Here is a 15,289-nt window from a genome sequence, read left to right on the forward strand (position 1 = left end):
TTCGGCACGCCGTCATGTTGTTGCGTATCGCCGTGCTGATCGGCCTGTCGAGTCCACTGTGGGCGTTTGCGGCGCCACCGGAGTTGCCGCCAGCCAACCCACCGCGTGGGACCTCCACCGCAGGGCCGGCAGCACCGGCAATGGCGCCGTTGCCGATCGACCCGCCACCGCCTGCCACCACACCCTTGCTGCCGGCCGATGCTGCAGCGCCATCGGCTGCTAAAGGCGGTGCGGAGGCGGCGCTGGCGCCGCAGGCCGGCACGTTGGCGCCTCGTACATTCCGTAGCCTGGACAGCGACGCCGACGGCTCATTGACCGTGGCAGAAGCCGGCGCCGACCCTGTCCTGCGCGAGAATTTTGCCGGCTTCGACAGCAATGGCGATGGGCGCCTGTCGCGCGACGAATTCGCCAGCTACCAGCCCGGTCCGGGCGATGCTGCAGGGGATTGATCGCAGCAGCGCTCCAGTGCGCTGCTAAACTGGCGCGATGACCTCTTCTGCACAGCGCGACGGCCAGGCGATCCAACTGGTCGGCTTCGACGGCGACGATACCCTCTGGAAAAGCGAGGACTATTACCGCAGTGCCGAAGCGGATTTCGAAGCGATCCTGGCCGGTTACCTGGATCTGGCCGATAGCCGCATGCAGCAGCACCTGCTGGCGGTGGAGCGGCGCAATCTCAAGGTGTTCGGTTACGGCGCCAAGGGCATGACGCTGTCGATGATCGAGACGGCGATCGAACTGACGCAGGCGCGCATTGCCGCACGCGACATCCAGCGCATCGTCGAGATCGGCCGCGCCACGCTGCAGCATCCGGTGGAAGTGATTGCCGGGGTGCGCGAGGCGGTCGGCGCGATTGCTGCCGATTATGCGGTGGTGCTGATCACCAAGGGCGACCTGTTCCATCAGGAGCAGAAGATCGAGCAATCCGGTCTGGCCGATCTGTTTCCGCGCGTGGAGGTGGTGTCCGAAAAGGATCCCCAGACCTATGCGCGCGTGCTGGGCGAATTCGACCTGCCGGCGCAGCGCTTTGTGATGATCGGCAATTCGTTGCGCTCGGACGTGGAGCCGGTGCTGGCCATCGGCGGTTGGGGGATCTACACCCCGTACGCGGTGACCTGGGCGCACGAGCAGGAGCACGGCGTGGCCGCCGACGAGCCGCGCATGCGCGAAGTGCCCGATGCCGCCGGCTGGCCGGCGGCGGTGCATGCGCTGGATGCATTGGCCCGGCGGCACGCGCCAAGCTGACCTCCGTCGCGGCCAGCGCCGCGGCCTGGATCTGCAGATGCAGTTGGCCGGCACGCTGCGGTCGGCCTGACACCGACGCGGGCATGCGGCATCATCGGCGCATGCCTTCGCTGCTTACTTCGCTGTTGCGATCCCTGCTGCTGACCGCGCTGCTGCTGCCGATGCTGGCAATTGCGCAGACGCCGCCCGCACCCGGGTCCGCGCCCGCCGCTGCTGCGCCCGTGGTGACGCCGGGCACCGGCGATGCCTGGGTGGACCAGCATCTGGCCGACATGGGCAGCTACGCGCAGCGTTACCCGGACAGTTTCATCGGCGAAGTTGCGCGTTACACCGGCACCCCGCGCGGCTATGTGCAGGCGCTGCTGCAGGTGCATGGCTGGCACGCCGGCGACATCTATTTCGCCTGTTTCTGGGCGCAGACGCTGCAGTTGTCCTGCCGCGACACCGTGCGTGCCTACAGCCGCGACCATCATGACGGCTGGGAGGGCGTGATCACGCGGCTGTCGGTCACGCCGGAGACCGTGCATCTGCGCGCGCTGCGGCACGCCATCGTCGCCAGTTACGACCGCTGGGAACGTCCGATCACCCTGGACGCACTCCTGCGCCGCCAGCTCGGCGATCACGCGCAACGGCTGGAAGCCGCGCGCCAGGCCAGCGAGGCGGCCGAGGCGGCGGCGCAGGCCGGACTTTAGAGCGGCTGGCAAGCCGACTGCGTAGCCGCCAGGCGGGTGCGGCGATGGGAACCGGCGTGACCACTCGTACGCTGCGTTTCCTGCGCGCCGTCCACGCACATCCGGCGGCTGCCGGCTCAAGGTGGTGTCGGCTACCGGTGCGGCAGCGTGCTATTCGGCTTCAACTCGCTGCAGGTCGTGGCACCGGAGCTGTGCCAGCCGTTCGATGCGCTGAGCCTGGGCGAGGCTGGCGGCTTCTCTCGCTTGTAGCCATCCTCGGAGGACCCACAAGATGACTGCGCTCCCGGCCACATGGGTGCAGCCGGCGTTAGGACCGGCATGGACCACGCCGTGCGCTGGGATTCCGAGCTTGCCCGCCAGCCGCATCCAGCCGACGACTGCTCGCCGCGGCTTGCCCGCCGCCACTGCGTGCGGTTTATGCCTGGTGGGAACCTGCGCAGTGGCAAGACGTGAGGTGACCAACAGGCTGCGCGCCTGTCTGCGCGGCAACACAGGCGCCGGCATGCTGCCGTGCAGCTGGTCGCCGCAGGGCGCGGTCGGCGAGAATGCCGCAACGCCGGCGTTGGCCGGCACTGCCAAGACCAGCCCATGCGCGATACCGTGTTTGTCTCCCCCGATCACATCCGCAGCCTGTTCGCGCAGGCGATGTCGGACATGTATCGCGCCGAGGTGCCGTTGTACGGCGACCTGATGACGCTGGTGGCGCAGGTCAATGCCGACACCCTGAGCGCCGATCCCGCCCTGGCCGCACGCCTGCAGCGCAACGACGAGCGCGCGCGGCTGGACCTGGAACGGCATGGCGCGATCCGGGTCGGCACGGCGCAGGAACTGGCCACGCTGCGGCGGCTGTTTGCGGTGATGGGCATGCATCCTGTGGGGTATTACGATTTATCGGTGGCCGGTGTGCCGGTGCATTCCACCGCGTTCCGCCCGATCGACGAGGCGGCGCTGTCGGCCAATCCGTTCCGCGTGTTCACCTCGTTGCTGCGGCTAGAATTGATCGAAGACGCCACGCTGCGCGCGCAGGCGGCGCAGATCCTGGAGCAGCGGCAGATCTTCACCGCCGCCGCGTTGGACCTGATCGAGCAGCACGAGCGTCACGGCGGGCTGGAGGCGGCGCAGGCGCAGCAGTTCGTGGCCGAGGCGCTGGAAACCTTCCGCTGGCACGGCGATGCCACGGTGTCGCTGCCGACCTACCGCGCGCTGAGCGAGGCGCACAAGTTGATTGCCGACGTTGTGAGCTTCCACGGCCCGCATATCAATCACCTGACGCCACGCACGCTGGATATCGACGCGGCGCAGGCGCAGATGCAGCGCGCCGGTATCGATGCCAAGGCGGTGATCGAAGGGCCGCCGCGTCGACGTGTGCCGATCCTATTGCGCCAGACCAGCTTCAAGGCTCTGGAGGAGCCGGTGCGTTTTGTCGGCGACAGCGGGCAGGCCGAGCACGGTACGCATACCGCGCGCTTCGGCGAGATCGAACAACGCGGGCTCGCGCTGACCCCCAAGGGCCGCGCGCTGTACGACGCGCTACTGGCGCAGGCGCGCGACAGCGATGGCGCGGGCAGCACCGGTACCGATTACGCGACGCGGCTGCAGACCGCGTTCGTGGCGTTTCCCGACGACGAAGCCGTGCTGCGTCAGGAAGGCCTGGGCTATTTCCGCTACGCGCTGACCGAGGCTGGACGTGCCGACCCTGCGCAGGTGGCGGCAATGCCGGCAGAAACCGCCATTGCGCTCGGTCTGCTCAGTGCCGATCCGATCATCTATGAAGATTTCTTGCCGGTGAGTGCGGCCGGCATCTTCCAGTCCAATCTCGGTGGCGCCGAACAACGCGCCTACGCCGCCCATTCGAGCAAGCGCAGCTTCGAACAGGCGCTGGGTGCGCAGGTGCACGATGAGTGCGCGTTGTATGCGCAGCTGGAGCGGGCGTCGCTGCAGGCGTTGCTGGTGTAGCGGTCACGGCGCGGCGCGTGCATTTGCACGCCTGCGATCTGCCGGCCCTGTCGCGCATGGCGTGTCGTGATCGCGCGGTGCACATTGCACGAATGTGCGCCGCTGCTGATCCGGATGGCGCGTACTCCGGACAGCAGGACAAAGACAGCAACCGAGATCTTTGCTCGTCTCGGCGTCTGGACGCGGTCAAGCGCCTGGGCTCAGCTCAAAAGCCCAGTGAGTCGAGTGCGCGGTGCCCTCACCGCTTGCGGGACATGCCGTGAATCCGTCCGTGGAGGCTCCTTGGCGGCATCCATGCCGCCAAGGGTCCCGCAACCGGCGAGGACACCGCACCCGAGAGTCGGTCGGTGGTTGGGTGAAAAGCCGCTTGTCGAACATGTATGGGCGTCGAGCCGGCGCATCAGTATCGAACAACGCACATCACGCACTGCTCTTGCTGCTCTTAACTGTGCATACCGATGATCTCGACGGGTCATTGCCCGCCCACCGTCGCGGGACCTTGAGCGGCATGGATGCCGCGCCAGAGCCTACAAGGACGTACTTGCGGCGTGTCCTGCGATGGTGGGCGGGCAAGGGCCCTGCAACCAAGCCGCAGATCATCCGCTCTGCAACTGATCGATCCGCGCTGACCAGGCTTTCGGAGCACGATCGCCAAAGCAATCGGGATTTGCAACAGTGGCTGCGTTTAGGCGCGATCCGATGCTTAAGTCAAAAGCTTGGTAAGTCGAGTGCGCGGTGCCCTCATCGCTTGCGGGACACGCCGTGAATCCGTCCGTGGAGGCTCGGTGGCGACATCCATGCCGCCAAGGGTCCCGCAACCGGCGAGGACACCGCACCAGAGAGTCGGTCGGTGGTGCTCTTGCTGTTCTTAACTGTGCACACCGATGATCTCGACTGGTCCTTGCCCGCTCACCGTCGCGGGACCTTGAGCGGCATGGATGCCGCGCCAGAGCCGCTGACCAGCCGGCACGCGCCGGCCCATGCAGACCGGCGCATGTGCCGCTTCGCCTCAGTGCGCCGACGCAGCCGGGCGCCGTGCCGCCGCGCGCTCTGCCCGGCGTGCACGCGCACGTGCGCGACGCGCCTTCCAGCGTTCGCTCAGGCAAGAGAAGATCACGTAGAGCGCCGGGGTACTGAGCAGGGTCAGGCTCTGCGAGAAGATCAGCCCGCCGATCATCGCGATGCCCAACGGGCGGCGCAGTTCGGAGCCTTCGCCCAGGCCGACCGCCAGCGGGACTGCGGCCAGGATCGCCACCATTGTGGTCATCATGATCGGGCGGAAGCGCACGATCGAGGCCTCGCGTGCGGCCGCGCGCGCATCCATGCCGTGCACGCGCTGCGCCACTAGCGCGAAATCGATCATCATGATCGCGTTCTTCTTGACGATGCCGATCAGCAGCACCAGCGCGATCATCGAGATCACCGACAATTCGGTGTTGGTGAGGAACAACGCCAGCAGCGCGCCGACGCCGGCGGCCGGCAACGTGGACAGGATGGTGACCGGATGGATCAGGCTCTCGTAGAGCATGCCCAGCACGATGTAGACGGTGAGCACCGCGGCCAGCAGCAACACACCCATCGAGTTGGGGCTGAGTTGCACGTTGAAGCTGTCGTCGCCACTGAGACGGATGCCGTCGGGCATGCGCAAGCCTTCCACGGTGGACTTGATGATCAGATCCGCCTCGCCGGTGCTGACGCCCGGTGCGAGGTTGTAGCTCAAATCCATCGTGGTGTACTGGTTTTCGTGGACGATCTGCGGCGGCGCCAGCCCCGGCACCTGGATCGCGACGGCAGTGATCGGCACCATCAGGCCGGCGCGGTTGGGTACGAAAATCTGATCCAGCGCCTTGGGCGTTGCTGTCTGCGAGGGCAGCGCATTGACCACCACGCTGTACTGGTTGAGATCCGAATAGATGGTGGAGATGGAGCGCTGGCCAAACGCGCCATACAGCGCGCCATCGATGGCACCGACCGAAATCCCCAGGCGCGCGGCCTTGGCGCGGTCGATCACGATGTTCTGGCGCAAGCCCGATGTGTCCACGTCGGTGCCGACATCGCGCAGGCGCGGATTCTTCTTCAACGCGGCCTGCAGTTTGGGCAGCCATTCCTGCAGCTGTGCCAGGTCGTTGCCCTGCAGCGAGACGCGGTACTGCGCGCCCTGGCTGGTGCCGCCACCGCCGTCACTGGGCAGGTCCTGGATCGCGCGCAGGCGTAGATCCAGATCCGGGTAGCGGTCGGCCTTGGCGCTCAGCCGTGCGACCACCTGCGCGGTGGTATCGCGGCGGCCTTCGTCACGCTTCTTCAACTCGATGTTGAACGAGGCGCTGGAGCCCTGCCGGCCGGAGCCCAGTCGCGCGCCGACGGTCTTCACCGCCGGGTCGGCCATCAGCATGTCGGTGATGCGGCGCTGGCGGCTGACCATGTCGGCAAACGACACCGTCGCGCTGGAATTGGCGCGGCCCCAGATCAGGCCGGTGTCCTGCGCAGGGAACGAGCCCTTCTTGACCGCGCCGCCGAGAAAGACGGTGGCGGCGATCAGCAGCAGCGGCGTCAGCGACAGCAGCAAGGCGTGCCGCAGCGAGAAATCCAGCGCCACCGTGTACACCGCGAGCATGCGCTCGTGCATGCGGTCCAACCAGGCGCCGAAGCGGCCGGGTTTTTCCGGCTCGGTATGCGCCGACAGAAAGCGGCTGCACAGCGCCGGCGTCAAGGTCAGCGATACCAGCATCGACACCACGATCGCCGCCACCAGGGTCACGGTGAACTCGCGGAAGAACGCGCCGATCATGCCGCTGGCAAACAGCATCGGAATGAACACCGCCACCAGCGAGGCGGTGATCGACACGATGGTGAAGCCGATCTCGCGCGCACCCGCCAGTGCGGCATCCAGACGCGGCATGCCTTCGTCCAGATGACGCATGATGTTTTCGATCACCACGATCGCATCGTCGACCACAAAGCCAATGGCGATCACCAGCGCCAGCAGGCTGAGGTTGTTCAAGGTGAAGCCCAGCATGTACATCACCAGCGCCGAGCCGGCCAGCGACAGCGGCACGGTGACCGCCGCGATCAGCGTGGGTGCCAGGCGGCGCAGGAACAGCGCCATGGTCAGGATCACCATTGCCAGGCTGATCATCAGCGTGGCCTGCACTTCGTGCAGCGAGGCGCGGATGGTCGGGGTGCGGTCGAAGTAGGGCGTCAATGTGGTGCCGGGCTGCAGATAGGCGCGCAACTCGGGAATCTGGGCCTTTACCTGGTCCACGGTTTCGACGATGTTGGCGCCGGCGCGGGTGAATGCGTACATCACCACCGCCGGTTTGCCATCGAACCAGGCCGCTTGATAGGCATCCTGCTGGCCGTCGTAGACAGTGGCCACATCGCCCAGCCGCACGATGCGTCCGTTGGACTGGGTGGAGATCGCCAGCTGGGCGAAATCGGCAGCCTTGGCCACCGAATCGTTGGCCACGATGGCCATGGTGGTGTTGCCGTCGGACAGGAACCCGGTCGGCGAGGTGACGTTGGCCGCGCGCACGGCGTTGCGCAGATCGTCCGGGGTCAGGCCCAGCGCGTTGAGCGCGCGCAGGTCCACGTCCACGCGTACCGCCGGCGTGGAGGCGCCGGCGATATCGACCGAACTGATGCCGGTGATCTGACGCAGCCGTTGCGCCAGCAGCGAGTCGGCAACGTTGTAGAGCTCATCGGCCGATTGCGTGTCCGAGGTCAGCGCAATGGCGATGACCGGGTCGTCGTTCGGATTGGCCTTCTGGTACATCGGAGTGCCCAGGCCGGAGGGCAGGTCCGATTGCGACGCGTTGATGGCGGTCTGCACGTCCTGCGCGGCCGAATCGATGTCGCGATTGCTCTGAAATACCATGAACACCATGCTGCTGCTCTCCGAACTGGAGGAGCGCATGCGGTCGATGCCGGGCAGCTGGCCCAGGTGGCGTTCCAGCGGTGCGGTGACGGTGGAGGCCATGGTGCCGGCATCGGCGCCGGATTGCGTGGCATGCACGAAGATCACCGGAATCTGGATGTTCGGCAATGCCGCCACACCCAGCCGCAGGTAGCACATCAATCCGATCACGAACAAGCCGATCGCCAGTAGCGCGGTGCCGATCGGGCGCTTGATGAAGGGCGCGGAGATGTTCATGGGGTGACTGCCGGGAATCGGGAAAGGCAACAGCCAGCGCAGTTGCCATACGCGCGTGCGGGAAGGCGGTGCCGTGGGCCGGCAGACCGATCAGCGATGACGCCATCGGTCATCATGCCGGGCGCTCCGAGCTGGAGGCCGGGGGCACGCCGTCATGGCGGGCGGCACGCCGCGCGCGCCAATCGCGCAGGCGCTCGCCGGCACGCTCCATGTACAGGTAGATCACCGGGGTGGTGTACAGCGTCACCAGCTGCGACAGCAGCAGGCCGCCGACGATGGCGATGCCGAGCGGGCGCCGCAGTTCCGAGCCGATGCCGGTGCCCAGGGCCAGCGGCAGCGCGCCCAGCATCGCGGCGGCGGTGGTCATCATGATCGGGCGGAAGCGCAGCAGGCAGGCGCGCCGGATCGCTTCGTGCGCGTTGGCGCCTTCGCGGCGGGCATCGATGGCGAAGTCGATCATCATGATCGCGTTCTTCTTGACGATGCCGATCAGCAGCACGATGCCGACGATGCCGTCCACCGACAGGCTCAGCCCGCACATCATCAGCGCCAGCAGCGCACCGACGCCGGCCGGCGGCAGCGTGGAGATGATCGTCAGCGGATGGATGTAGCTCTCGTAGAGCACCCCCAGCACGATGTAGATCACCACGATCGAGGCCAGCAGCAGCCACACGATATCGGTCTGGCTGCCGGTGAATTCGGCCGCCTTGCCGACGAACGCCGCATGCACCTGGGTCGGGATCTTCAGATCCTGGCGCACCTGCTCGATCGCCTCCACCGCCTGCGACAGCGAATGGCCCGGCGCCAGATTGAACGAGATCGTGACCGCCGGCAGCTGTTGCTGGTGGCTGACCACCAGCGGCGTGTTGATGACCTTGGCCTCGGCCAGTGCGGCCAGCGGAATGATGCTGCCGGCGCCGACCACGATGCCGGTGTTCTGCGCGCCCACGCCGGTGGCGGTGGAGGAGTTGGACGAGGTCAGCTGGCCGAAGCTGGTGGCATTGGTGCCGGTCAGCGCGCCGCTGCCGTTGCTGGCCACCGCCAGCTGGTTCATCAATGCGGTGCTGCTGCGGAACTCCGGCGCCACTTCCAGCACCACCCGGTACTGATTGAGCTCGGTGAAGATCGTGGAGATCTGGCGTTGGCCGAAGGCGTCGTACAGCGTGTCGTCGATGGTCTGCATCGGCACGCCGAGCATGCTGGCCTTGTCGCGATCGATGCTCAGTTCCAGCGCACGGCCCTGGTTGGCCAGGTTGTTGTCCACATCGGCCAGCTCGGGCAGCTTGCGCATCGCCTCGGTCATGCGCCCGGCCCAGGTGGCCAGCTCGCTGCTGTCCACATCCGACAGCGAATACTGGTATTCGGTGGCGGCCACGCGGGTGTCCAGGGTGACGTCCTGGACCGGCTTGAGGAACAGCGCCACGCCGGGAATGCCGGCCACCGCCTTTTGCAGGCGCGGCAGCACCTCGTCCAGGCCCTCGCGGTCGCCGCGCGTCTTCAGCACGATCGACAGCTGGCCCTGGTTGATGGTCGGGTTCATGGTGCCGGCGCCGATGAAGGCGGCCACGCCGGTCACGGCCGGGTCTTTCTGCAGCGCCGCAGCGACCGCCTGGGTGCGCTGCTCCATCTGCGGGAATGCCACGTTCTGGTCGGCCTGCACCACGCCGGTGATCAGGCCGGTGTCCTGCTCGGGCAGCAAGCCCTTGGGGATCGCCACATACAGCACCACGGTCAGCGCCACCGCGCCGATCGCCACCGCCAAGGTCAGCGGCTGGTGCGCCAGCACCCAGTCCAGGCTGCGCTCGTAGGCGCCCACGGTGCGCGTCCACAGGTTGGTCTTGCCGGCGGCGGCGGCGCGCTCGTGCGCGTCCTCGCCTTCGGGCAGGGCGTCGGGCTTGAGCAGGTAGGCACACATCATCGGCGTCAGCGTCAGCGACACCAGCATCGAGATCACCACTGCAATCGACAGCACCCACGCAAACTCATGGAACAGGCGCCCGGTCACGCCCGGCATCAGCAGCAGCGGCAGGAACACTGCCACCAGCGACACGGTCAGCGACAACACGGTGAAGCCGATCTGCTTGGCGCCGATTTCGGCCGCTTCCTGCCCGCTCTTGCCCTGTTCGATGTAGCGCACGATGTTTTCGATCATCACGATCGCATCGTCGACCACGAACCCGGTCGCCACCACCAGCGCCATCAGCGACAGGTTGTCCAGCGACATGCCGGCAAACGCCATCACCCCGAAGGTACCGGCCAGCGACAGCGGCACCGCCACCGAGGGAATGATGGTGGCCCACAACCGGCGAAGGAAGACAAAGATCACTGCCACCACCAGCGCGATGGTCAGCACCAGGGTGAACTTCACCTCATGCACCGAGGCGCGGATGGTTTCGGTACGGTCGGAGAACACCTCCAGATGCACATCGGCCGGCAGCACCGACTGCAGCTGCGGCAGGATGTTGCGGATCTGTTCCACCGTCTGCACGATGTTGGCGCCGGGCTGGCGACGGATTTCCAGCAGCACCGCCGGCTTGTTGTCTGCCCAGGCGGCGAGCTGGTCGTTCTCCACGCCGTCGACCACGTTGGCCACATCGGCCAGCCGCACCGGGCGGCCGTTGCTGTAGCTGATGATGGTTTCGCGGTACTGCGCCGCGTCGGTGAGCTGGTCGTTGGTGCCGATGCTGTAGGACTGGGTCTTGCCGTTGAGCGAGCCCTTGGGCGCGCTGACATTGGTCTGGGTCAGCGCGCTGCGCAGCGACTCCATGGTCAGGCCCATGTTCGACAGCTGTGCCGGGTTGACCTGGATGCGCACGGCAGGCCGCACGTTGCCGGCGATCGACACCAGCCCCACGCCCGGTACCTGCGACAGGCGCTGGGCCAGGATCGCATCGGCATAGCGGTTGACCTCGCGCAGCGGCAGCGAGTCGGAGGTGAGCTTGAGGGTCAGGATCGCCGCGTCGGCCGGATTGACGCGGTTGTACACCGGTTGGTACGGCAGCGACGAGGGCAGGGTGGCCTGACGGATCGCCGCCTGCACATCCTGCGCGGCGATGTCGATGTCGCGGTCCATCGAGAACTGCAGGATGATCGTGGACAGGCCTGCCGACGAATCGGAGGTCATCATCTGCAGCCCGGAGATCTGCCCGAACTGGCGCTCCAGCGGCGTGGTCACCAGCGAGGCCATGGTGGTCGCGTTGGCGCCGGGATACTGGGTGGTGACGACCAGACTGGGCGCGTCGATTTCCGGCAGCGCCGAGACCGGCAATTGCCGGTAGCCCAGGATGCCCAGCAGCAGGATGCCCGCCATCAACAACGAGGTGGCGATGGGACGGCGGATGAAGATGGTCGAAAAGCCCACGGGGGGTGTCCTTGCTGAAGACGTCAATCGATGCCGGCGCGCGCAGCGCCGAGGCACACCGGCGACGGAAGTCCCGTCGCCGGTGCTCGCGAGTTAGCGCGGACCGCCGCCGCCGCGTCGGCCGCCGGCACCGTCACGGCTCTTGTCCTGCGCGGCCTTGAGTTCGGCCTCGGTCGGCTCCGGCGGGGTTTCGCCCGGCTTGAGCGCGCTGACCTTGCTGCCCGGCTTGAGCCGGAACTGGCCTTCGGTCACCACGCGTTCGCCCGGCTTGAGTCCCTTGGTGACCTGGACATGGCTGTCGTCCACTTCCACGCCCTGCACCACGGTGCGCATCTGCGCGGTGTTGTCGCTGCCGACCACGTAGACGTAATCGCCGTCCGGGCCGCGCTGCACGGCCTGGGTCGGCACCACGGTGCCGCCGGAGATGGTGCGCAGCTGCAGGCGCACGTTGACGAACTGGCCCGGCCACAGCGCATTGTCGGTATTGGCGAAGATCGCACGCGCACCGAAGGTGCCGCTGTCGGCGGCGATGCGGTTGTCGATCACCTCCAGCTTGCCGTCGCCGCTGATCACGTGCGCGTCGCCGCGATCCAGCGCCGCCACGTCCAGCGGGGCGGCCGCCTGGCCGCTGCGCACCGCCTGCAACTCGCGCTCGGGCAGGTTGAAGGACACGTAGATCGGGCGGATCTGGGTCAGGGTGACGATGGTGGAGCTGGCGCTGACGATATTGCCCACGTCCACGCCGCGGATACCGGCGATGCCGTCGATCGGTGCGGTCACGCGGGTGAATTGCAGTTGCACCTGCGCCGAGCGCATCTGCGCATCGTTGGCCGACACCGCCGCCTCGTACTGCGACACCTGGTTACGCTGGGTATCCAGGTCTGTGCGCGAGACGTACTGCTTGTAGGCCGGGTCGTTGGAGCGCTGGTAGTTCACCCGCGAGGTCGCCAGCAGCGCCTGGTTCTGGCGCTTGGCCGCCAGCGCCTGGTCATAGCTGGCCTGCAGCGTGCGTGGGTCGATCTGCGCCAGCAGCTCGCCCTTCTTCACCTCCTGGCCTTCCTTGAAATTCAGGCTCATTAGCTGGCCGCCGACCTGCGGGCTGACCGTGACGGTATTGAGCGCGGTCACCGTGCCCAGCGCGCTGGCGTAGACCGGCACATCCTGGGTGGTGGCGGCCACGACCGTGACCGGTACCGGGCCGCTGTTCTCGGTGCCATCGCCGTCCGGCGCGTCCGCCCGCTTGCCGTGATTGCCCCCACCGAACATCCGCATTGCGACGAACACCAAGACGAGCACCGCTACGACCAGCAGTGTGATCTTCCAAAAACGCGACATGCGAAACTCCTGAGGGCGGGCCGGGCGCTGGTGCGACCGTGGGGCGGCTGTGCGAAGCATATCGTTGCGATCAGGCAATTGAGCGTTACTGAAGTAACGGCCCGCCGGACCAGACGACCGCAGCGTTCACAGATGCAGTTCAGCGGCAACGCGCCAGGGCCGATGCGGTTGACCGCTGGCCTGAATCGAGCCCCACCGCAGCCCACCGAGCGCGCACCTGCACTACATTAGGCAACCGTCTTTAGAGGATCGCCGATGCGCCACTCCCGTCTGCTGACCAGCGCGTTGCTGCTCGCCCTGCCCACCCTCGCCGCCGCCCAGGCTGCGCCCCGGCCCGAAGTCCAGGCCGCTGCCGCGCCGTTGCAGAGCAAGCTGGTGCAATGGCGCCGCGACTTCCATCAGCACCCGGAACTGTCCAACCGCGAGGAGCGCACCGCCGCCACCGTGGCCGCGCAGCTGCGCAAGCTCGGCCTCAAGTCGCGCATCGGCATTGCCCATCACGGCGTGGTCGCCATCATCAAGGGCGGCAAGCCGGGTCCGAAGATCGCCTTGCGCGCCGACATGGACGCACTGCCGGTCAAGGAGCAGACCGGCCTGCCGTTCGCTTCCAAGGTCACCGCCGAGTACCGCGGCGAGCAGGTCGGGGTGATGCATGCCTGCGGCCACGACGCCCACACCGCGATCCTGCTCGGGGTGGCCGAAGCGCTGGTCGGCATGCGCGAGCAGCTGCCTGGCGAAGTGATGCTGATTTTCCAGCCCTCCGAAGAAGGCGCGCCGGGCAATGAAGAGGGCGGCGCGTCGCTGATGCTCAAGGAAGGCCTGTTCGCCGACTTCACCCCGCAGGCGGTGTTCGGCCTGCATGTGTTCTCCAGCGTGCAGGCCGGCAAGATCGCGGTGCGCAGCGGCCCGCTGATGGCGGCCTCGGACCGGTTCGCGATCAAGATGATCGGCCGCCAGACGCATGGCTCGGCGCCGTGGAACGGCATCGACCCGATCGTGGCCAGCGCCGACATGATCGGCGCCGCGCAGACCGTGATCAGCCGCCGCGCCAACCTGTCCAAACAACCGGCGGTGTTGAGCTTCGGCGCGATCAAGGGCGGCATCCGCTACAACATCATCCCTGACGACGTGGAAATGGTCGGCACCATCCGCACTTTCGACGAAGCCATGCGCCAGCAGATCTTCGCCGACCTCAAGATGGTGGCCGAGCACACCGCAGCCGCCCACGGGGCCAAGGTGCAGGCGCAGGTGCCGGACCAGCCCGGCAACCCGGCCACGATCAACGACCCGGCGCTGACCGCCAGGATGCTGCCCAGCCTGCAGGCCGTGGTCGGCGCCGACAATGTCTATGAGCCGCCGTTGCAGATGGGCGCGGAAGACTTCTCGTTCTACGCCCAGCAGGTGCCGTCGATGTTCTTCTTCGTCGGCTCCACCGCCAAGGGCATCGACCCGGCGACCGCGCCCAGCAACCATTCGCCGCAGTTCCTGCTCGACGAATCGTCGCTGGACGTGGGCTTGCGCGCGCTGTTGCAGGTCTCGCTGGATTACCTGCATCAGGGTGAGGCTGGCTGAATCGGGAATCGGGAATCGTGTGCAGTTGCGCTGTTTCCGCTGAGCGTTGGTGATCGTGCGGCGGCGGCGGGCCGTTTGAAGGCCCGCTGCTCTGCTGCCAGCTGGGTACTCCAGCGTCCGCCATATATCTCACGGCCAGCCCGCTCGGCCTAAAATGGCGCGATGAACACCCCAGAAGATTCCGCCCTCGGTCGTGAGGTCGCCTATCCCAGCGGCTACGATCCGTCGCTGTTGTTCCCCATTCCACGCGCGGCCGGGCGCGAGGCGATCGGCCTGACCGCGGTCCTGCCCTTTATCGGTCGCGATCGCTGGCATGCCTACGAACTCAGCTGGCTCGATGCACAGGGCAAGCCGTGCGTGGCCACGGCGACCCTGCATGTGCCCAGCGATTCGCCGTCGCTGATCGAATCCAAGTCGCTCAAGCTGTATCTCAACTCGCTCAATGCCACCCGCTTCAATAGCGCCGAAGCGGTGCGCACGCGCATCGTCTCGGACCTGTCCACGCGCGCCGGCGCCGATGTGGCGATGGAATTCGGTCTGCCGCCGATCGATGCGGTGGGCGAGGGCGAATCGATCGACGCGCTGGATGTCAGCATCGACGACTACGGCCCGCCCAATGCGGCGTATCTGTCGGCGCACGCACAACCGATCGTGGAAGAAGTGCTGACCTCGGCCCTGCTCAAATCCAATTGTCCGGTCACCGGTCAACCGGATTGGGCCAGCGTCACGCTGCGCTACCGCGGCGCACCGATCGATCGCGAAGGCCTGCTGCGCTATCTGGTGAGTTTCCGTGACCACGCCGGGTTTCACGAGCAATGCGTGGAGCGTATTTTCAATGACGTGCTGCTCCGTTGCGCACCCGAATGGTTGGTGGTGGAAGCGCGGTATACCCGCCGTGGCGGGCTGGACATCAACCCGTTGCGTAGTTCGCCCAACGTGCCGACACCGTTGTCGATCTTCCGCGACCTGCGCCAGTGA

At 66.9% G+C, this 15,289-nt stretch carries 9 protein-coding genes and 1 pseudogene; 7 read left to right on the plus strand and 3 right to left on the minus strand.

Going from position 1 to position 15,289, the window contains the following annotated elements; translation table 11 throughout:
- Positions 1–44: 44 nt before the first annotated feature.
- The 5 genes and pseudogenes from FHT09_RS00195 (at position 45) to FHT09_RS00215 (ending at position 3,893) form a co-directional block, all read left to right on the plus strand.
- Positions 45–449: an EF-hand domain-containing protein gene (locus FHT09_RS00195; protein WP_181141433.1), complete on the plus strand. Its 405-nt coding sequence runs from the start codon at positions 45–47 to the stop codon at positions 447–449.
- 37 nt (positions 450–486) lie between these two features.
- On the plus strand, positions 487–1,245 hold the full coding sequence (locus FHT09_RS00200; protein WP_104536496.1) for an HAD family hydrolase: 759 nt from the start codon (positions 487–489) through the stop codon (positions 1,243–1,245).
- An 83-nt stretch (positions 1,246–1,328) separates the two neighbouring features.
- Positions 1,329–1,937: a hypothetical protein gene (locus FHT09_RS00205; protein WP_104607156.1), complete on the plus strand. Its 609-nt coding sequence runs from the start codon at positions 1,329–1,331 to the stop codon at positions 1,935–1,937.
- A gap of 120 nt (positions 1,938–2,057) precedes the next feature.
- Positions 2,058–2,183: pseudogene (locus FHT09_RS00210) on the plus strand (beta-ketoacyl-[acyl-carrier-protein] synthase II); the annotation flags it as partial.
- Positions 2,184–2,525: 342 nt separating this feature from the next.
- Positions 2,526–3,893, plus strand: a complete 1,368-nt coding sequence (locus tag FHT09_RS00215) for a VOC family protein (RefSeq protein ID WP_104607157.1) — start codon at positions 2,526–2,528, stop codon at positions 3,891–3,893.
- Between the two features lie 1,009 nt (positions 3,894–4,902).
- Here FHT09_RS00215 and FHT09_RS00220 read toward each other — a convergent pair.
- The 3 genes from FHT09_RS00220 to FHT09_RS00230 form a co-directional block, all read right to left on the minus strand.
- The gene (locus FHT09_RS00220; protein ID WP_104536492.1) at positions 4,903–8,043 is read right to left on the minus strand and encodes an efflux RND transporter permease subunit; all 3,141 of its coding nucleotides are present in this window, start codon (positions 8,041–8,043) and stop codon (positions 4,903–4,905) included.
- A gap of 112 nt (positions 8,044–8,155) precedes the next feature.
- Entirely contained in the window at positions 8,156–11,404 is a 3,249-nt protein-coding gene (locus FHT09_RS00225) for an efflux RND transporter permease subunit (RefSeq protein ID WP_184416794.1), read from the minus strand.
- A gap of 93 nt (positions 11,405–11,497) precedes the next feature.
- Positions 11,498–12,739, minus strand: a complete 1,242-nt coding sequence (locus tag FHT09_RS00230; protein ID WP_104536490.1) for an efflux RND transporter periplasmic adaptor subunit — start codon at positions 12,737–12,739, stop codon at positions 11,498–11,500.
- Positions 12,740–12,994: 255 nt separating this feature from the next.
- Between FHT09_RS00230 and FHT09_RS00235 the strand changes: the two genes are divergently transcribed.
- Positions 12,995–14,311: a M20 family metallopeptidase gene (locus FHT09_RS00235; protein WP_104607256.1), complete on the plus strand. Its 1,317-nt coding sequence runs from the start codon at positions 12,995–12,997 to the stop codon at positions 14,309–14,311.
- Between the two features lie 162 nt (positions 14,312–14,473).
- Positions 14,474–15,289: an NADPH-dependent 7-cyano-7-deazaguanine reductase QueF gene (gene queF / locus FHT09_RS00240; RefSeq protein WP_104607255.1), complete on the plus strand. Its 816-nt coding sequence runs from the start codon at positions 14,474–14,476 to the stop codon at positions 15,287–15,289.

The organism is Xanthomonas sp. CFBP 8152 (assembly GCF_014199025.1).
Classification (GTDB): Bacteria; Pseudomonadota; Gammaproteobacteria; order Xanthomonadales; family Xanthomonadaceae; genus Xanthomonas; species Xanthomonas arboricola_B.